General features: G+C 58.5%; 20 protein-coding genes. 10 read left to right on the plus strand and 10 right to left on the minus strand.

All coding sequences use genetic code 11. From position 1 onward, the window contains the following. The 3 genes from AB5Y85_RS07355 to AB5Y85_RS07365 all read left to right on the plus strand — a co-directional run. Positions 1-723: 2-oxo acid dehydrogenase subunit E2 (locus tag AB5Y85_RS07355; protein ID WP_368221301.1), on the plus strand; the 723-nt coding region annotated here is incomplete at its 5' end. Between the two features lie 208 nt (positions 724-931). Further along, a complete protein-coding gene (locus AB5Y85_RS07360) occupies positions 932-1141 on the plus strand; it encodes a cold-shock protein (RefSeq protein ID WP_005302803.1) in 210 nt (69 codons plus the stop codon). Between the two features lie 90 nt (positions 1142-1231). Next, entirely contained in the window at positions 1232-1537 is a 306-nt protein-coding gene (locus AB5Y85_RS07365; RefSeq protein ID WP_139411259.1) for a hypothetical protein, read from the plus strand. On the opposite strand, the gene AB5Y85_RS07370 is transcribed toward AB5Y85_RS07365, so the two are convergent. Next, on the minus strand, positions 1524-1772 hold the full coding sequence (locus tag AB5Y85_RS07370) for a TIGR02647 family protein (RefSeq protein WP_005334209.1): 249 nt from the start codon (positions 1770-1772) through the stop codon (positions 1524-1526). The genes AB5Y85_RS07365 and AB5Y85_RS07370 overlap by 14 nt on opposite strands. 245 nt (positions 1773-2017) lie before the next feature. Here AB5Y85_RS07370 and AB5Y85_RS07375 point away from each other — a divergent pair, with 245 nt between their 5' ends. Together AB5Y85_RS07375 and AB5Y85_RS07380 are read left to right on the plus strand one after the other, a co-directional pair. Beyond that, positions 2018-2566, plus strand: a complete 549-nt coding sequence (locus AB5Y85_RS07375) for a hypothetical protein (RefSeq protein WP_257687369.1) — start codon at positions 2018-2020, stop codon at positions 2564-2566. 159 nt (positions 2567-2725) lie between these two features. Continuing rightward, on the plus strand, positions 2726-3118 hold the full coding sequence (locus AB5Y85_RS07380; RefSeq protein WP_005334204.1) for a DUF2750 domain-containing protein: 393 nt from the start codon (positions 2726-2728) through the stop codon (positions 3116-3118). Between the two features lie 94 nt (positions 3119-3212). Here the strand turns inward: AB5Y85_RS07380 and AB5Y85_RS07385 are convergent, their stop codons facing one another. The 4 genes from AB5Y85_RS07385 to AB5Y85_RS07400 form a co-directional block, all read right to left on the minus strand. Next, positions 3213-5063: an extracellular solute-binding protein gene (locus AB5Y85_RS07385; protein WP_257687370.1), complete on the minus strand. Its 1851-nt coding sequence runs from the start codon at positions 5061-5063 to the stop codon at positions 3213-3215. A 127-nt stretch (positions 5064-5190) separates the two neighbouring features. Beyond that, complete coding sequence (locus AB5Y85_RS07390; protein WP_005350628.1) at positions 5191-5937, minus strand: DNA-binding transcriptional regulator YciT; 747 nt, start codon at positions 5935-5937, stop codon at positions 5191-5193. Between the two features lie 95 nt (positions 5938-6032). Next, on the minus strand, positions 6033-8465 hold the full coding sequence (locus AB5Y85_RS07395; RefSeq protein WP_257687371.1) for a formate C-acetyltransferase/glycerol dehydratase family glycyl radical enzyme: 2433 nt from the start codon (positions 8463-8465) through the stop codon (positions 6033-6035). Between the two features lie 4 nt (positions 8466-8469). Continuing rightward, positions 8470-9366, minus strand: a complete 897-nt coding sequence (locus AB5Y85_RS07400) for a glycyl-radical enzyme activating protein (protein ID WP_257687372.1) — start codon at positions 9364-9366, stop codon at positions 8470-8472. A gap of 128 nt (positions 9367-9494) precedes the next feature. On the opposite strand from AB5Y85_RS07400, the gene fsa reads away from it, so the two are divergent. Continuing rightward, entirely contained in the window at positions 9495-10148 is a 654-nt protein-coding gene (gene fsa, locus AB5Y85_RS07405; RefSeq protein WP_245095160.1) for a fructose-6-phosphate aldolase, read from the plus strand. Between the two features lie 131 nt (positions 10149-10279). Continuing rightward, entirely contained in the window at positions 10280-10459 is a 180-nt protein-coding gene (locus AB5Y85_RS07410; protein WP_005344504.1) for a hypothetical protein, read from the plus strand. An 18-nt stretch (positions 10460-10477) separates the two neighbouring features. Here the strand turns inward: AB5Y85_RS07410 and AB5Y85_RS07415 are convergent, their stop codons facing one another. After that, the gene (locus AB5Y85_RS07415) at positions 10478-11677 is read right to left on the minus strand and encodes an HD-GYP domain-containing protein (protein ID WP_005350638.1); all 1200 of its coding nucleotides are present in this window, start codon (positions 11675-11677) and stop codon (positions 10478-10480) included. A gap of 168 nt (positions 11678-11845) precedes the next feature. On the opposite strand from AB5Y85_RS07415, the gene rsuA reads away from it, so the two are divergent. Continuing rightward, entirely contained in the window at positions 11846-12538 is a 693-nt protein-coding gene (rsuA, locus tag AB5Y85_RS07420) for a 16S rRNA pseudouridine(516) synthase RsuA (RefSeq protein WP_236282296.1), read from the plus strand. A 19-nt stretch (positions 12539-12557) separates the two neighbouring features. Here the strand turns inward: rsuA and AB5Y85_RS07425 are convergent, their stop codons facing one another. Then, the gene (locus tag AB5Y85_RS07425; protein WP_101529462.1) at positions 12558-13457 is read right to left on the minus strand and encodes a DMT family transporter; all 900 of its coding nucleotides are present in this window, start codon (positions 13455-13457) and stop codon (positions 12558-12560) included. Positions 13458-13613: 156 nt separating this feature from the next. On the opposite strand from AB5Y85_RS07425, the gene AB5Y85_RS07430 reads away from it, so the two are divergent. After that, a complete protein-coding gene (locus AB5Y85_RS07430) occupies positions 13614-15251 on the plus strand; it encodes a peptide ABC transporter substrate-binding protein (RefSeq protein WP_257687373.1) in 1638 nt (545 codons plus the stop codon). Between the two features lie 10 nt (positions 15252-15261). Then, entirely contained in the window at positions 15262-15804 is a 543-nt protein-coding gene (yfcE, locus tag AB5Y85_RS07435) for a phosphodiesterase (protein ID WP_257687374.1), read from the plus strand. A gap of 36 nt (positions 15805-15840) precedes the next feature. Here yfcE and AB5Y85_RS07440 read toward each other — a convergent pair whose 3' ends face one another. The 3 genes from AB5Y85_RS07440 to flgA all read right to left on the minus strand — a co-directional run bounded on the left by AB5Y85_RS07440 (position 15841) and on the right by flgA (position 17349). Next, the gene (locus tag AB5Y85_RS07440) at positions 15841-16257 is read right to left on the minus strand and encodes a flagella synthesis protein FlgN (protein ID WP_040066163.1); all 417 of its coding nucleotides are present in this window, start codon (positions 16255-16257) and stop codon (positions 15841-15843) included. Further along, positions 16254-16574 (minus strand): flagellar biosynthesis anti-sigma factor FlgM, encoded by a 321-nt coding sequence (flgM, locus tag AB5Y85_RS07445; protein WP_005334177.1) that lies wholly within the window; start codon positions 16572-16574, stop codon positions 16254-16256. Before flgM ends, AB5Y85_RS07440 begins: the two co-directional genes overlap by 4 nt. Positions 16575-16665: 91 nt before the next feature. Then, complete coding sequence (flgA, locus tag AB5Y85_RS07450) at positions 16666-17349, minus strand: flagellar basal body P-ring formation chaperone FlgA (RefSeq protein ID WP_216949287.1); 684 nt, start codon at positions 17347-17349, stop codon at positions 16666-16668. Positions 17350-17539 lie beyond the last annotated feature (190 nt).

Raw genomic sequence — 17539 nt, forward strand, 5'->3', positions numbered from 1 at the left:
GATATCGACCGGATCAAGGGGAGTGGCAGCGGCGGCATGGTGACCGAGCTGGATGTGCAGCAGGCATTCGAGGCCCAGCAGAGCAGTGGCAACGAATTCCTCAAAGGGTCGCGGAGGGCCATGGCCAAGGCGATGGAGCTCTCTCATCAGACTGTGGTGCCGGTCAGCATCACCGACGAGGTGGATTTGCGTCACTGGCGGCCTGATGAGGATGTGACGGTACGCCTTATCAAGGCCATTGGCGTGGCGTGCCGCGCCGAGCCCTCGATGAACGCCTGGTTCGATGGCGACACCCTGTCACGGCGTCTGTTTAAAGAGGTCAATGTAGCCATCGCGGTGGATTCAAAACATGGCCTCTATGTGCCGGTGATGGAGAACGTGGCCGAGCGGGAGGGGGCGGATATCCGGCAGGGGCTGGATCGGATGATCGCCGATGTGAAGGCGCGCGCCGTGCCGCGCGAGATGTTGCAGGGGGCGACCATTACGCTCACCAACTTCGGCGCCATCGCAGGCCGTTATGCCAGCCCCATCGTCACGCCGCCGCAGGTGGCCATCATAGGGGCAGGCAAACTGTTCGAAAAAGTGGTGTTCATCCATGGTGAAGCGCGTCCCGTCAGGGCATTGCCGCTGTCGATGACATTTGACCACAGAGCCTGTACTGGCGGGGAGGCGGCTCGTTTTCTCAGAGCGCTGGTCGAAGCGTTGGAAGCAGCCACCTTATAACGGATTGTGCCCTGCCGTTGGCAGGGCACAAATTTGTTTGCGTAATCTACAAAGCCACGTATAATCCAAACCAGCTTGAAAGGGCGATAGTTATGTCAATGAATACGATGTTTCACATCTTGTCCTGTTGTTCATAAGTTAATCCCGTTTTTTGAGCTTTACCCGCTGAAAAGCATAAGTAATTATTTTGAATACAGGTTTAAAAGATATGTCTAACATGATCACCGGTACCGTTAAGTTTTTCAACGAAACCAAAGGTTTTGGCTTCATCCAGCAAGAAAACGGCCCGGACGTTTTCGTTCACTTCAGCGCCATTCAAGGTAACGGTTTCCGTACCCTGGCTGAAGGTCAGCGCGTACAGTTCTCTGTGACCCAAGGTCAGAAAGGCCCGCAGGCTGAGAACGTAACCGCTCTGTAATTCTTACAGAATTTAAGAAAGCCGTGGTACCTCTGGTGCCACGGCTTTTTGTTTATCTGGCTTCTGCTACTGACTCCCATGTGCTGAATCATGCTGCTATCGCTCCTGCTTGCTGCCACCTTGACTTCGACGTCCGATGCGCCGGTACCGGTTCAATCCGCGATGGAAGCGCAGGTGATCTGCCAGCAATTTGTCCAGGTCCGGATGGGCACTGCACAGCAACCCGATGAGGTGAATGCGCGACTGGTACCTGAAAGGGAGGGGGAGTGGCTGGTGGATGGCAAAGTAAAAGGACCCGAAGGTCCTTTGCTGTTTGCCTGTCATCTTCACCAAGGGGAGCGCTGGGAGCTACTCAACTTTTCGCTCTGGGCACCACAGCCGGTCAAAGCGGTTTGAGTGCGACCAACAGATGTTGCAGGTGTTCAACCATGGTCATGCCAAACGGGGTGAGATAGCCGCCATCTTCTGCGCTGATGAGCCCCTGTTGATGCAGACGGGCTGCCGCTTGGCACAACTCTTCAGACATATCGCTGCGTAATTTAATCCCCAGGCTCATGTTGGCCGGATCAAAGCATGCCAGTATTTTCAAATCGTTCACGAATTCGTTAGAAACCTGGTCGATCCCAATCATGGATTTACTCCTTACGCTAAAGATGTATGCAAACTAGCATCCCCAGATCCACTTTAGTGGGCGCTGGCTCAAATTATTGATCTTTGCCTGAATGCAGCGTTTCAAATGCTGTTTTTTTCGGCGTAATCAGATGGTTGGCTGACAGCTTCGCCAAGGGCCGAGCCGGACCAAACGTGGTAGGATAGGGCACTTCTTTATATCGGACGGTCTATTGGTGGCTGTTCGCCCTGTTCAAGGTATCGCTCATGGTCAAGATCACTCTGGTATCCCTGCTGCATTCACTTTGTACCCGCTTTCCGGTTTACCCCGCTGCTTCGTTGACCTCCCTGTTGGATGCCCATCAGGGCGAGGTGTGGTTACCTGCACGCAAGGGGGCCGACATTGCGCTGTTACGCAAGCATGCCAAGGGGGCTCATGAGCTGGCGTCACTCGATGCAGGCTGGTGCGATTTTGCCGCCAGCGACAGCGGTGATACACCCGAGCTGGATGCACTGGCCAACTACGACAGCGAGATGATGGATAACCTGCTGATGTACTGGCACAGCGCCGCCAAGATCAACAGCCCGATCACCGATAACCTGTTCGAGCTGCGTCGCGAAGTGGTGGATGAAGCCCACGGGGTGAAACTTGCTGCCGCCTGGGAGCAACAGCAACAGCAGCGTTTTGAGCAGCTGATGGCGATGGCGGCCAATGGCCAGGATCTGCTCTGCTTTGTCGAAGTGGAGTCCGCCTACTGGCTGCGGCAAAAGCTGAGCGAGCAGCCTGATGTGGAGCTGATCACCCCTGTGTTGTAAAAGGGGCAATATGATAGCTGGCGGTCTCGTTATCGAGGAGGCTGCTCTATCCTTATTGGCGTCATCGCCCTCCCCATCCGGTGCCAAGGGGCTGCAAGCTGGACAAGCTGACGACAAGATGTGAACATGGCGCCCTTTATCGAGAGAGAGACTTGGCCAATGAGCTATGAACTGAGCGACACCGAGCGCAATGCCGCGCTGCAACTGAACGCTGATTACCGTTACGATCACTTCATCAGCAAGCTGGTCGAGCATGAAGAGCTGTTCGTCCTGACTGACGAGCATGGCGTCATGATGCTGACCACCGACGATGAAGATTGCATCCCGGTATGGCCGCACCCGGAGTACGCCAAGGCGTGGGCCGAAGGCGAGTGGGCCGATTGCAAGCCGCAGTCCATCACCCTCAAGGTGTGGCTGGAGCGCTGGGTTGACGGTATGGAGCAGGACGAGCTGTGTGTTGCCGTGTTCCCGACCCCGGATCAGGAAGGCATCGTGCTGGAGCCGGCTGACGTGGCTGACGCGATTGCCGAGAAGCAGGCCAAGCGCGGCTGATCACCGAGCTATTCGCAACACCGGTTGCCAACAAAGACCCCGCTATCTGGCGGGGTCTTTGTTTTAGGTCTGTTTGCCAAACGAGTTGTGGCTATCAGGGCTGGCGATAAGTGGTGTCGATGATAGGCTCGGCCGGGAAAGTCTTGCCACTCTTGATGGCTGCCCTGGTCTCGGATTTTAGCTCTTCATCAATCCATAGCAGACCGCCATAGCTGTAACCGCTGTTGTCGCCACCGAGGGGCCAGTAGAGCTGCTCGCTCTTGGGCGTTGCAGGTACTTTTGGCAGTTTTATCCAGCGCCATGCCCCTTCCCGGGTGTAGGGCACCTGATACGCAGGCACGAAGCTCGCCAGCTCATAGAGCCGCTGCTGGATCTGCCGTGACAGGGCCGCCTTTTTGGCAAAGTCGAACTCCTTGTCATACTGCTCCACCAGAGCCGTGATGGCGTCATCATCGATGTTCATGATGTTGTTGGTCTGGGGTTTGTTGGCGTTGACCTTGTGGAAGAACTCCCAATAGGCGGGATAGCGGCTACCCGCCCAGGCCATCCAGGCGCTCTGGTGTTTTTTCTCCAGCATCGATTTGAACCCGGCCGAGGCATCCATCAGGTTGAGCTCCAGATTAAGCCCCGCCTTCTTGGCCTCTTCCCGCAACAGCGTGAGCCGCTGGGCGTGCTCCGCCGTGGTGTAGGTGATAGCGAGGGTAAGTGACTGCCCCTTGTCGTTTTGCAAAATCCCCTGCGGCCCCACTTTGTTAAAGCCTGCCTTGGCAAAGTATTCCCGTGCCAGTTTGGGATCGAACGGACGGGCCTTGATCTCGCTGTTGGTAAACTCACCCTGACCTGAGCCATAACTGTTGAGTCGCTGGTAATCCCCCCGCAGCAGGGTGGTGAGCATCTTGTCGAGGTTGAGGGCATGCTGGATCCCGAGCCGCACATCGAGATTATTCAGCAGCGGATCGGCGGTGTTGAGATAGAGCCCCATCGGCGATTGCGGGGTCTGGTTGAAGAACCAGGTGCGCGCGATATACCCCTTCTCGAACTCGGCGGTGTTGGTCTTGTCGTGCCACCAGTTGGGCATCACCAGCGGGAAGGTGTCGAGATCGCCGCGCAGGAAGTGCTGCCAGGCGATGTTCAGATCTCTGAGCACCTTGATCTCGATCCGCGCAGGATTGAAGCGATGCTGGAAGTAGCGCTCGTCATCCCCCCACCAGTGTTCAATCCGTTTGAAGGTGACCGATTTGCCCTTTTTCACCTGATCGATCTGATAGGGGCCGGTGACTGGCAACACCTTCCAGTTGTACTCCTTGACCCAGTTGGCGGTGAGCTTGATGGCGTGGCTCGGCTCCGGGCTGATGGGCAGTGACTCGAGCAGATCCTGGCGGCTCTTTTCGGTGCCGCTGGTGATGGCCAGAGTGTGATCATCAAACTTGGTGATGTCTGCTATCTGGGTGCTGTAGTAGTTGTTGTACCAGGGGTCGTTGATCTCTTTGCTGCGCATCATCTTGAGGGTAAAGAGCCAGTCATCGGCGGTGACCGGTTGGCCATCTGACCAGCGCGCCTTGGGATTGATGCGAAAATAGAGGGTCTTGTTGTCGGCGCCGAAGGCCCACTCGTTTGCCAGCATCGGCATGGGGTTGCCGGTGACGGGATGAGTACTCAGCAGTGGCAGGTTGGTTTCCCGCACGTAACCGGCAAAGCCGCCGTTGGAGTCGGGGCCATATTTGCGCAAGGTCAGGGGGAAGCTGGTCATAAAGGTGCGAAAGGTGCCGCCGCGTTTGGCGGCCGGATCGGCATAGAGAGGATCCTGGTTGTTGCTCTCCCACTTCAAGTCGGCAGGCAGCGTGGCACTCCAGCCAAACGGGCTCCAGCACAGGGCCAGGGTGATGGCGGTGGCGCGAATGATAGGGGAGAGTCGGCGCTCCCCGGCTGTGATGGTCGATGGCATGTCCTTGCTCTCCTGAAGTCTGCTTCCTGCAGATCACACACTGGTGATGTCAGTCCCGATGGGGACTGGCTCATCATGAAAATTTTATCCTGTCAGGTCAATGAAATAGCGTGAATTAGCGGGTGGCCTAGGCCGCAACGCAGTGCAGGGTGATCCCCTTGGCCGCGATGGCCGCACGCATGGGGGCGGGCAGGGCATCGTCGGTGACCAGCACGTTGATCTGGCCCGGCGCGCCGAGCTGGCTCGGGTGGATGGCGCCAAATTTGCTGCTGTCGGTGATCACCACATTGGTCATCCCCTTGGCCAGCACGCTGTTGACCACGTCGGCCCGCATCATGTCGCGGCCGGTGAAACCCATCTCGGGATGAAAACCGTCGACCCCGATAAAGGCCTTGGAGAAGTGCACCTGCTCGATGCAGAGGCGAGTGAGCGGCCCCACCACGCTCTCGCTCTGATGCTGGAACAGCCCGCCGAGCAGCACCACCTGAGCCGGGGTGTCTTTGAGCAGATGGGCGATATAGCTGCTGATGGTGATGATGGTGACCCGTTTGTGCAGGGCCAGATGGCGCGCCAGCATGGCGTTGGCGCTGCCCCCTTCGATAAAGACCGTTTCGCCATCTTCCACCAGTTGGGCGGCCCGCTCGGCGAGGCGCTCCTTGAGCAGGTAATTGATGTTCATCCGGGCATCCGGGTCATCGGTCTCCAGCGCCATGGCCGAGCCGTGTACCCGTCTGAGTAGCCCCTGTTTCTCCAGCGCGGTGAGGTCGTTGCGCACCGTCACCTCAGACACGCCTGTGTGTCGGGAGAGTTCACTCACGCTCATCTTGCGAGCCTGATGGACCAGAGTGAGGATCAGTTGGTGGCGTGGATTCATGGTGCGCTCACATAGAAGGTGGTGGATAGCGGCAAGCCACCCGTGGGGTGGCTTGCCAATCATATGACGTCTCAGGCGCCATGGGGAGCGCCCCGTCAGAGACTGTGCTCGGTGCGGGCGATGATATCATCTTGCGCATCCGGGGATAAGGCGGTGAAGAAGGCCGAATAGCCCGCTACCCGTACCACCAGATCCCGGTACTGATCCGGATTGGCCTTGGCCGCCAGCAGGGTCTCGCGCGAGACGATGTTGTACTGCACGTGCCACCCCTTGTGCACCTCGAAGAAGGTGCGCAGCAGGCTCATCAGCTTGGCCTTGTCCCGCTCGTTCTCAAGGCTCGCCGGACTCAGCTTCTGGTTGAGCAGCACCCCGCCGAGGATGGCCGCCGTGGGCAGCTTGCCGATGGAGTTGAACACCGCTGTCGGGCCGAGACGATCCGAACCCGAGGAGGGGCTGGCCCCTTCCGCCAGCGGCGTGCGGGCATGGCGACCATCCGGGGTGGCCATGGTGGCGGCACCGAAGGGCACGTTGGCGGAGATGGAGGAGGTGCCGGCATAGTAGGTACCGCCGATGGGGCCGCGGCCGAAGCGGGTGTTGTGCAGCCCCTTGAGCTCGTCGATGTAGCTCTGGTAAGCCTGCACCAGCAGCATATCTACCTCGTCCAGATCGTTGCCATATTTGGGGGCGGCATTGGTGAGGCGCTGACGCAGCTGCTCCCCCACCAGTCCTGAAAAATCTTGCTCGAGTGCTTCGGCCAGCTCTTGCTGATCCACAATCCCTTGCTCGAACACCAGTTTCTTCAGGGCTGCCAGGCTGTTACCGAGGTTGGCGATCCCCACCTGCAGACCTGAGACCCAGTCATAGACGGCGCCCCCCTCCTTGATGGTTTTGCCACGCTCGATGCAGTCATCCACCAGGGCGCTGCAGAGGATGTCGTGGGCTTGAGCCTCCAGCACGCTGTCGACCACGCAGTCGATCTCGATGGATTTGCGGGTGAAGTAGCGCACCTGCTCATCCCAGCGGGCCATCACCTCGTCAAAGTTGCCAAAGCTCCCGTTTCGCAGCGACTGGGGTTGGGGCAGGAAGACTTTGCCTGTGGTGGCATCGCGGCCGCCATCGAGCGCCGCCAGCAGGATGCGGGCGAAGTTGATGAAGCTCATGCCGGTGCAGCGATAGCCCCACTTGCCGGGCACTGCAGTTTCGATGCAGCCGATGGCGGCGTAGTGGTGGGCATCCTCCACGCTCACCCCGAGCTTGATGAACTCGGGGATCACCACCTCGTCGTTGTTGAAGGCGGGCATGCCAAAGCCGCAGCGGATCACCTGAATGCAGGCGTCGAGGAAATCCTCGCTCATCCCTGCGTGGTAGCGCACCGACAGGTTGGGCTGGGTGGATCTCAGCTGGCCACAGGACTCCAGAATCGCGTAGGAGAGGCCGTTGACTGCGTCATGGGCCGCACCATCCCGCCAGTTCTGGCCGCCAATCGTGACGTTTTGATAGAGCGGGCTGCCGGCGGATGCCTTGGAGTGGGTACCGGAGCGGATCTTGTTCACCTCCAGCAATTTCAGCCAGCACCCTTGCAGCAGTTCGATGGCGCGGGGGCGTGACAGGGATTCCGACAGCTCCACCTCGCGGCGATACCAGGGGTAGAGGTACTGATCCATCCGGCCAAACGACACCGAGTGGCCGTTGGATTCGATCTGCAGGATGAGCTGGATAAAGTAGCAGAGCTGCAGCGCTTGCCAGAAGGTCTCGGGGGGCTGGTGGGCGATGTGGGCGCAGTTGAGCGCGATGGTCTCAAGCTCGTTTCGGCGCTCGGGGCGAGATTCTTGTGCTGCCATATCATGGGCAAGTGCGGCGTAGCGCGAGATGTGAGCGCTGACAGCATCCAGGGTGATGGCGACGGCGTGCAGGAACTGCTCGCGCTGCAGATCGGCCCAATCCGCCAAATCCAGCCGACTGCGGCGCTCGGCCACCTTGGCCTTGAAGCCATCGAGACCCAGAGTGAGCAGCTGCTCATAGTTGACCGCGAGGTGGGCATCCCCCGAGGTCATGTTGCCCTCGGCCTTGATGATGCCGCTCTCCAGCAGCGCTTTCTGCTCGTCGGTAAAGAGGCCGAAGCAGCGATCCTGCACCGTCTGGCCGCGCCAGAAGGGGGTGAGGGCGTGGATGATCGCCTTGTCGGTTTCGCTGACTGCAAAACCGGCGCCGGGACGGTCTGCCAGCTCGTCGATCTCCTTCTCAATCCAGCTCACCGTGTATTCGGGAAAGAGCGGCGCCGCCCGTACCTGACTGGCCTGATTGCCGACGATAAGCTCGTCGTGCTTGATCCAGATGGTGCGTTCCTTGAGGTGATGGGCCAGCGCCAGGGCGCGGCGCACTGGTAGTGGCCGGGCGAGATGAGCCTGATAGGCCTCGGTGTAGTGGCGGGCACGCTCGGTGCAGACCGGCGGCTGAACGATGTGGATCAGGCTCTCTTTGTGGGCGCGGATCCGCGGGCTGAGGGTATTGAGGTCGAGCTGGGTCATGATCTTATCCTCTGGTCACAGGGGTCAGCCCCTGACGTTGGGCGTATGCATGGGCAAAGTGGAGTAAATCGGGGTCGTCGAGCGGTGTCTCTGGCGCCTGATAGGGCAGATCCAGCAGGGCATATTTGCCCATCCCCAGGGTGTGGTAGGGGAGGAAGTGGATCTCCTGCACGGTGCCGAGGCTGGCGGCGGTGTCGGTGATGGCGCTGATCGAGGCGCGGTCGGCATTGAAGCCGGGAATGAGCGGCACCCGGATCTGCATCGGCACGCCGTGCTCGGCGAGGCGTTTGAGGTTCGCGATGGGCAGCTCCACCTTGCCGCGGGTCCAGTGGAAGAAACGTTCTTTATCCACGTGTTTGAGATCCGCCAGCAGCAGATCCAGTGAGGGGAGGCTTGGCTCAATCTGGTGCCAGGGCACATGGAGGCAGCTCTCGACCGCGGTGTGCAGCCCTTCGGCCTTGCAGCGGGCCAGCAGGTTGGCAGCAAATTTGGGCTGCATAAACGGCTCGCCGCCGGAGAGGGTGACGCCACCGCCGCTGCGCTCGAAGAAGGGACGATCCCGCAAGATGGTGTCCATCAGGGTGTCCAGGGTTTCATCGCGGCCGCACACCTGCAGCGCTTCGCTGGGGCAGAGGCCGCGCAGCCGTTCCATATCGTCGGCCTTGAGGGCAGAGCGGCTGAGCTGGATGCCCTCGCTGTCACGCAAGATTGCCGGACAAGCCTGGCTGCAGAGCTGGCATCCCTCGATGCACTGGCGCCGGTCGAGTAGTATGTCCGGCTTGGGAGAGCGGCTTTCCGGGTTTTGACACCACAGGCAAGCTAGCGAGCACCCCTTGAGAAACACTAGGGTGCGAATGCCGGGGCCATCGTGAGTTGAATATCGTTGCAGGTCGAAAATCATACCGCCTCCTTTTGTATTTGCATTCTATTTTCTTTCATTCGAAAGTTGATTTGATTTCGATCAAGCTATTTGCAGATGTTTTATCGCTAGAATGGCGACATATTGAACATCCCGTTAAGGAGTTAGAGATGGAGCTGTATCTCGATACCGCCGATGTGGCGGCAGTGCGTCGCTGGTCACGGATCCTGCCGTTGGCCGGTGTCACCACCAATCCTTCCATTACCGCCGCCGGGGGATTGCCGCTGAGCGAGCTGCTGCCCGCCCTGCGCGACGTGCTGGGCCCCAAGGCGCGCCTGTTTGCCCAGGTGATGGCCAAAACCGAAACCGAGATGGTGCGTGAGGCGTTCGCCCTGCGTGAGCTGGACCCTGATCTGGTGATCAAAATCCCGGTATGCGCAGAGGGGCTGGCGGCCATCAAGAGCCTGACCGCTAACGGTGTGCCGACTTTGGGCACCGCTGTCTATACCCCGTTGCAGGGTTGGCTGGCGGCGGTGGCGGGGGCGGAATATGTCGCGCCCTACGTTAACCGGCTGGATGCCCAAGGTGGTGATGGCATTGCCACCGTGCAGGAGTTGCAACAGCTGCTTGCGCTGCACGCACCGAACAGCAAGGTGCTGGCGGCGTCATTCCGCACTCCCCGTCAGGCGCTTGACTGCCTGCTGGCCGGTTGCCAGTCAATCACCTTGCCGCTCGATGTGGCGGAGCAACTGCTGAATGTGCCTGCGGTGGATGCGGCGCTGGTGAAGTTCGATCAGGATTGGCAGCGCGCCTTCGGTCGCTGATCCCGGTGACAAGCTGATTGCCGTGATTGAGGGGGGAGGGTGAAGAAGCGCGGGTGATGGGGATTGACCGACTAGACTGGAAAGAGGTGGCTACATTCGCTGGCCGCCCTGCAGTCTACCGGAGGTATCCCATGAGCGACCATTTGCTGCTCCCCCATGGTGAAGATTTGCGTCGTGCGGTGCTTTGGCTCAGCGAGCATCACCAGCACGATATCGCCGCCATTGAAGAGGCCAGCCTGCGTTTTGATCTCTCGCCGCTGGATGAGGAGTTTCTGATCCGGCACTGGCTCGACAGCCAGCGCCAATCATGAATATCTGAGGTGAGAGGTTTAGAAGAAGTTGGCGAGGTTGATGCCAAACTCTTTGGGGTCGACCGTGTTTTCGATGCTTTCCTGCACCCCTGACTTGGCCAGATCCAGCCACTGTACGTCGAGGTAGTGACGCTGGGTGGCGTGATAGATCACCTTGACCACCGGCTTGAGCGGCTGCTGCTCGTTGCGCTGCATCACGATAGCCAGGCGCTGGTTTGAGAGCTGTACCAGAGTGCCCACCGGATAGACCCCCATGCACTTGATGAACTTGGTGACCAGTTCGGCATCAAAGTGCTGATTGATCCCCTTGAGCAGAATGCGGAAGGCCTGGGTCGGCTGCATACCTGCTTTGTAGACCCGATCTGCGGTGATGGCATCATAGACATCGACGATGCCGCTCATCCGGGTATAGAGAGAGAGCTGCTCCCCCTTGAGTCGCTGCGGGTAGCCGGAGCCATCGAGCCGCTCGTGGTGGTTGGCGGCCACCTCCAGCATGGTGGGGGTGATGCCCGGAGTATTGCTGAGGATCTCGTAACTGTGCACCACATGCTGACGCATGATGGCGAACTCCTCATCGGTCAGCTTGCCCGGTTTGTGGAGCACCTCGTCCGGGGTCATGATCTTGCCCACATCGTGCAGCAGGCCACCCAGGGTCAGCTCCTTGAGTACGCTGCGCTCAAGCCCCAGATAGCGGCCGAAGTTGGCCAGCAGAATGGCCACGTTCATGGAGTGCTCCATCAGGTAGGCATCCTTGGCGCGAATACGGGCCAGACAGAGCATGGCATCGCCGTGGGTGAACATGGTGTCCACCATCTCTTCGGCGACTTCGGCCAGCGGAGTGATGTCGATGGGCTCACCCGCTTTGAGGTGGCGAATGAACTTGCCTTGCAGCTCGCGCGCTTCCTGATAGAGGCGGCGGATTTTAAGCTCTCGTCCTTCGCCGTTGGCACTGGCACGGCGCCCTACCTGGGCGCTGTTGGCATTGAGGTCGGGGGAGGTAACGGCGTCACTCTCGGCACTGCCCAGCTTGCTGCGGGCCAGATCGATGCGTACCGTGAGCACCCCCTGACGCACCAGATTGGCAATTTGCGCCACGCTGGTCACCAAGCCCATCTGGGCGATCTCCATCCCACCTGTCTGGCTGGCGATAGCAATGACATACATGCCGGGTTTCAACTGGTTGACGGGAATGACGGGATAGGATGCTTGAGACTTCATGAAGGCTTCCTGACTCTTATTATTATGAGTATCGTTCGGATGGGTCACACCGGAGAAGTGTAACATCGGATGACCAGTTCGTCATAATTGGCAACCCCTTAACAGTGGCGTTGTCGCCCCCGCCCGATATAATGACGCCCCTTTACTTGTTGGACTCCGAGGTTGTGAATGCGGCTTGATAAATTTCTGTGCGATTGTTCCGATTTGACCCGCTCGCTGGCAGGCAAACTGATCCGTCAGGGTGAGGTCATGGTGGATGGCATTGTGGTCAAGCAGCCCGCCTTTCATATCAATGAGCAGAGCCAGATCGAGTTTGACGGCGTGCTGCTGACGCTGGAGCAGCGCAACCGCTATTTCATGCTGCACAAGCCGGAAGGTTACGTCTGCTCCAACGAGGATCCGGATCACCCGACAGTCTTCTTCCTGATGGATGAACCGGCGATGGGCAAGCTGCATGTAGTGGGGCGCCTCGACCTCGATACCACGGGTCTGGTGCTGGTGACCGACGACGGTCAGTGGTCCCACCGCATCACCTCGCCGCGCCATGAGTGTGCCAAGACCTATCACGTCTGGCTGGCCGATCCGGTGAGCCCGGATGCAATCGCGCTGTTCGCCGAAGGGGTCTACCTGCGTAACGAGACCGATAAAACCCGTCCTGCCCAGCTGGAAATTCTCGGCGAGTGCGAGGCCCGCCTGACCATCCACGAAGGCAAGTACCATCAGGTCAAGCGGATGTTTGCCTCCATCGGCAACAAGGTCGTTGGCTTGCATCGCGAGCGGGTGGGCGGTCTGACGCTGGATGAAGAGTTGGCACTCGGTGAATATCGTGAGCTGACCGCTGAGGAGATTGCCCTGTTCTGATCTGGGATGGTGCCGGGTGTCAGTGAGTGCTGAAACCCAGCACCAGTGCGGTGCCAAGGGTGGCAATCAGTGCCCCCGCCCAGGCGGCAATGGATGGCCGCTCTCCCGAGTGCCACCACAATAGCGGCAGCAGCAGTACCGGCGTGGTGGAGGAGAGAATGGCCACCATGCCCACCTCGCCCTGCCGCAGCGCCATCAGGATCAGCGTCATCCCCAGCCCCATCGCCAGAAAACCGTTGGTGGCAATCATGGCGAGGATATGTCGATTGACCGGTTTGAGCGGCATGGTCAGCGGCAAGCGCCCCAGCCGCAGGACGCAGTGGGCCAGCAGGGCACTGCCCATCCGGATACCCGATGCACTCACCGCATCCACCTCACCACTCATCATCACTGGCTTGGCGATGATGGCTCCCACGCTCTGACACAGTGCCGCCGTCAGGCCAAGGCCAATTCCCAGCGCCAGATTGCCACGGATCTGCTCCCACTCGTTGCTGCTACTGCGTCTGCCAAACAGGATTGCCAGCATCACGCCGGCAAAGACCAGCACTGCCCCCAGCAGTCGCCAGCCTGTCAGCTGTTCATTAAAGAGCCACAGCCCAAGCAGGGCGGAAAACAGCGCATGGCAGGAGAAGAGCAGGGCACTGCGTCTTGGCCCCAGCCGATTCATGCAGGCAAACAGCGCGGTATCGCCCACGAAGATACCGACCAGCCCCGAGATGGCGAGCAGGGGCAGGGCGCTTGCGGTGAGGGTTTGCCAGCCACCGGTGAGCAGACTCATGGTGCCGAGCATCAGGCTGACCAGAAACATGCGCCAGCGGCTGTAGGCAAATGCGCCGAGATGACGGGCCGGTTTGACCGAAATTAGCGCTGCAACTGCCCATAAACTGGCCGACGCGAGGGCCAGCCACTCATAACCCATAAAAACTCCTGAAAAAATTAACCCGAAAGACTCCATCTCCCGGGCAAGCCCGATACAATACGGGGCGTTTTCGGGGATAACAAGAGCGGCATCAGGCATTCATCAGGCGCGCCGCCGGCCTTCCCCTCCTGCAGTGGTTTTATTCGAGGTTTTGTCATGAGGTATGGTTTCTTCCCCAAGCTGGCGCAACGCTGGCTCTCCCCGCTATTGCTTGCCGTGCTGGCAGGGCCCCTGGCCCATGCCACCACCGTTGAGCAGCAGCCTCTGCTTGCCGATCGGCAAATCCTGGTCAAGGGCAACGGTGCCGAGCCGGAGTCACTGGATCCGGCGCTGGTGCGCTCCGGTTTCCCGGGGGAGGCCGTACTGGTCGATCTGTTTGAAGGGCTGGTCAGCGAAGATGGTCAGGGGCATATCGTCCCCGCTCAGGCACAGCGCTGGGAGGTGAGTGAAGATGGGCTAGAGTGGCGATTCTTCCTGCGCCCCCAACTGAAGTGGTCCAATGGCGAGCCGCTGGTGGCCGCTGATTTTGTCTATGCCTGGCGCCGTCTGCTCGATCCGGCTATCAACTCCCCTTCTGCCGGATTGCTGCTGGCAACGGGGATCAACAATGCGCAATCCATCTATGCCGGCGCGCTGGAGCTCGGCAATCTGGGCATTGAAGCGCAAAGCGATCAGATCCTGAAAATCACCTTGGAGCGGCCGGCTCCCTATTTCCTGCAGCTCATCAGTCAGCGCCCCTTTGTGCCAGTCAATCAGAAGGCGATAGCTAAATTTGGCAAACAGTGGACCGAGCCCGGCAAGCTGGTGAGCAATGGTGCGTACCGGCTGGCAAGCTGGACGCCGAACGAGCGGATCGAAGCCGAGCGCAATATCCACTACTGGGATGACCTTCACACCCGTATCGGACGGGTCACCTATCTGCCTATCACTTCGCAACATGCCGAACGGCTGCGCTATGAGGCTGGTGAAATACAGCTCACCAACAAGGTCTCCCTCGGCTATTACCAGAAGATGAAGCGCGAATCTCCGGAGCGGCTCTGGGGCTTGCCGCTGTTTGGCACCTATATCTATGCGTTCAATTTGAAGCGCCCCGAACTGCAGGATGTGCGGGTGCGTCAGGCGCTCTCCATGGCGGTTGATCGACAGCAGCTTATTGGATCGGTGAGCGGTCAGGATGAACAGGCGGCATGGTCGCTGTTGCCGGAGATGCCGGGTTACCCCCGGGTGATATTGCCTGTGGCGCTTGAAGATATGCCAACCCGCCAGGCCAAAGCGGCAGCGTTGCTGTCAGCGGCCGGGTATAACAGTGCCAATCCACTCAAGCTGAGCATTACCTACAACAGCGCAGAAACCCACAAGCAGATGGCGATGGCCATTGCTGCCATGTGGCAGAAGCTGGGGGTGCAGGTCACCCTCAACAGTCTGGAGTGGGGCGCCTATCAGGTGGCCAAGGATAGCGGTGATTTCCAGGTGGCCAGAAGCTTCCTGTTTGGCGATTACGTGGAGCCGTCAGCCATGCTGGGCAGCTTCCGTTGTCAGGATCTGCGCAACGAGAGCGGCTACTGCAATCCCGACTTTGATCTGCTGCTGGAGCAGGCAGCCAATACGCTGGACAGCGCGAGCCGGGTTGAACTCTACCGGCATGCCGAACAGTTGCTCCTTGAGGAGGCGCCGATCCTCCCCGTGTATCATTACAATCAGATGAGACTGGTCGATCCCGCGCTGCGAGGGCTGCCCAGCCAGAATTTGAAAGGGACTATTGCCACCAAGGATCTCTATTTCAGCCCGCAGTGAGGAGCATTTCATGAAACTTGCCATCATTTCCGACATCCACGGCAGCATCATTGCGCTGGAGCGGGTGCTGACCCAACTTGAGCCCAGGCGGCCGGATCACTATCTGCTGCTCGGCGATCTGCTCAACCATGGCCCGCGCAATCCTCTGCCGGAGGGATATAACCCGGCCGCGGTGGCCGATCGGCTCAACGAGCTGGCGCCACAGATCATCGCGGTGCGGGGCAATTGTGATTCCGAAGTGGATCAGATGCTGTTGCGCTTTCCCATCACCGCCCCCTACAACCAGTTGCTGGTCGATGAGCGGCGCTGGTTTGTCAGTCATGGCCATCTTTATCGCCCGGACGAGGTTCAGCTTCCGGAGGGCAGTCTGTTCCTGAGCGGCCACACCCATGTGCCTGTGCTGGAGTGGCAGGGGGCGCGGGTATTGATGAACCCGGGGTCTATCTGTTTCCCGCGCGGCGAGTTGCCTGCCAGTTACGGGAGCTATGAGGACGGAGTACTGCGCGTCAATGCGTGTGAGGATGGGCGAGAGTTGTTGCGACTGGTGCTTTAAAACGGACAGCAAAAATGCAAGGCCTGATAAGAGATGTCAGGCCTTGATACCGTAGGAGCGGGTGCCAGAGCGAGTGTTACCCTTGGCGTCATAGGTCAGGCTGTTGCGATCGCGCAGCTGACTAAGAAAGGTTGCCAGACGACGGTTTGAGACGATGCTCAATTCAAGCAATCGACCGTTGATATCATTTTGTGCCTGGCAAGCATCCAGTTTTGCACGAAGCTGCGCCATCTCGTCGGGATAGGCAGCCAGCTGTAGTGCCAGTTCCGGCATCTCTGCGAGGGTCTTGTCCAGAGTTTCTATCGCAGCAAGCAACTGCTGTTTGCGCTCGGTCAGTGCGGGCAGGGCCAGTGCCTGATGCTGTTCGAGCAAGCTGAACTCCTCTTCCAGAATGCCTTGCATCTGGCTGAGGTAATCATCTTGGGTGTGCAGTAACGAAGGTAAGTCCATCATCCCAGAACTTTGTCCAGATTGGCTTCGAAACTGAACATCTTCTTGGCAACAGCGTCGCTGTTAACCTGATATTCGCCACTCGCGACGGCTTTTTTCAGCCGTTCGACCTTGCTCTCATTGCCGGTCGAGGCGGTATTGAGGTTTTGTTGCATCTTTTGCAATTGTTGCGCCTCACTGGTCAAGGAGACGGAGTCCAGCTTGACAGTAGCCGCTTTGTTTTCGGGCGATGAGGTGACTGACTTGCTGCCTGTCCCCTGGCTATTAGCGGTATTTTGCAACCGATTATTCGCTAAGTTGTTGATATTGTTGATGGCCATTTTAGTTACCTTCGTCTGCTTTAAGGTTTACTTACCTGTTTATCGGTGCGGCAGATCAAAACTTTAGAAAAAAGTTGTCAAGGATCCGGATTTAAAAAGTGACCGATACGGCACCTACCGCACTGACTTTACCCTCAACGGTTTTGCCGGAGCGAATATTGACGAGTTTGATGATCTCTCCGAAGCTGCCATCTTGCAAGGCTCGGGCCATGGTTTTGATCTGGAAGTTGCTGTTTTCTGCCGTCAGGGTGACCTGATCCCCTTTGCACACGACACAAACCTGGCTCAAACGGATGGGTTGCCCCGGTTTTAGCTCCCTCTTGCTGCGCACTCCGACAAGAGGTGCCGTGTCAGTCAGGTAGTCGCCGCGGATCAGGGTCTGATCCTGATAGGCCAACACCAGCTGGCTTTCACTCAGCAGGTCCCCCTTGGCGATGGGGTTGGTCACAGTGACATAGGGCTTTTGAATACTGACACGCACCGGGAGATAGACGTCCCAAGGTTTGTCTTCCTCACATTTAAGGTAAACTGTTGTATTACGGCGAATTTCCATTTTTGCTGGTAAGCTGATAGTGAGCAGGTTTTCGCAGCGTGTCAGTGGGAGCCGTTCATCCAGCGTGGCAGAGGTGACCTCGGCTCTGGCATCCAACGGAATATCCAGCTGGCTATAAACGAACTCTTGTGCCTTTTCTTGCAGATAAGTAGTGACGTCCGAGGCGTAGCTGGAAGATATGCTGCCAAAAAAGAGGCTGATGAGTAAAAGTCGGTTAATCATTTTCGCTCGTTGGTCGATAAGTTGTTCACGCATATCACCATATTTAACTATGATTGCTTCAGAATCTGTTCGTTGTCACATCGATAGTCTGACGCAATCCATCACGCATGCATGATTAATGCCAAGCGTTTTTAGGGAGTGTTTATGGCCAGTATCCTGGACTCGGTCAACCAACGTACCCAGCTAGTGG

Source organism: Aeromonas sp. R3-1 (assembly GCF_040908345.1).
Lineage (GTDB): Bacteria > Pseudomonadota > Gammaproteobacteria > Enterobacterales > Aeromonadaceae > Aeromonas > Aeromonas veronii.

Coding starts and splice junctions, on each gene's coding strand:
- AB5Y85_RS07360 (WP_005302803.1), top strand. CDS start 932: ATGTCTAACATGATCACCGGTACCGTTAAGTTTTTCAACGAAACCAAA.
- AB5Y85_RS07365 (WP_139411259.1), top strand. CDS start 1,232: ATGCTGCTATCGCTCCTGCTTGCTGCCACCTTGACTTCGACGTCCGAT.
- AB5Y85_RS07370 (WP_005334209.1), bottom strand. CDS start 1,772: ATGATTGGGATCGACCAGGTTTCTAACGAATTCGTGAACGATTTGAAA.
- AB5Y85_RS07375 (WP_257687369.1), top strand. CDS start 2,018: ATGGTCAAGATCACTCTGGTATCCCTGCTGCATTCACTTTGTACCCGC.
- AB5Y85_RS07380 (WP_005334204.1), top strand. CDS start 2,726: ATGAGCTATGAACTGAGCGACACCGAGCGCAATGCCGCGCTGCAACTG.
- AB5Y85_RS07385 (WP_257687370.1), bottom strand. CDS start 5,063: ATGCCATCGACCATCACAGCCGGGGAGCGCCGACTCTCCCCTATCATT.
- AB5Y85_RS07390 (WP_005350628.1), bottom strand. CDS start 5,937: ATGAATCCACGCCACCAACTGATCCTCACTCTGGTCCATCAGGCTCGC.
- AB5Y85_RS07395 (WP_257687371.1), bottom strand. CDS start 8,465: ATGACCCAGCTCGACCTCAATACCCTCAGCCCGCGGATCCGCGCCCAC.
- AB5Y85_RS07400 (WP_257687372.1), bottom strand. CDS start 9,366: ATGATTTTCGACCTGCAACGATATTCAACTCACGATGGCCCCGGCATT.
- fsa (WP_245095160.1), top strand. CDS start 9,495: ATGGAGCTGTATCTCGATACCGCCGATGTGGCGGCAGTGCGTCGCTGG.
- AB5Y85_RS07410 (WP_005344504.1), top strand. CDS start 10,280: ATGAGCGACCATTTGCTGCTCCCCCATGGTGAAGATTTGCGTCGTGCG.
- AB5Y85_RS07415 (WP_005350638.1), bottom strand. CDS start 11,677: ATGAAGTCTCAAGCATCCTATCCCGTCATTCCCGTCAACCAGTTGAAA.
- rsuA (WP_236282296.1), top strand. CDS start 11,846: ATGCGGCTTGATAAATTTCTGTGCGATTGTTCCGATTTGACCCGCTCG.
- AB5Y85_RS07425 (WP_101529462.1), bottom strand. CDS start 13,457: ATGGGTTATGAGTGGCTGGCCCTCGCGTCGGCCAGTTTATGGGCAGTT.
- AB5Y85_RS07430 (WP_257687373.1), top strand. CDS start 13,614: ATGAGGTATGGTTTCTTCCCCAAGCTGGCGCAACGCTGGCTCTCCCCG.
- yfcE (WP_257687374.1), top strand. CDS start 15,262: ATGAAACTTGCCATCATTTCCGACATCCACGGCAGCATCATTGCGCTG.
- AB5Y85_RS07440 (WP_040066163.1), bottom strand. CDS start 16,257: ATGATGGACTTACCTTCGTTACTGCACACCCAAGATGATTACCTCAGC.
- flgM (WP_005334177.1), bottom strand. CDS start 16,574: ATGGCCATCAACAATATCAACAACTTAGCGAATAATCGGTTGCAAAAT.
- flgA (WP_216949287.1), bottom strand. CDS start 17,349: ATGATTAACCGACTTTTACTCATCAGCCTCTTTTTTGGCAGCATATCT.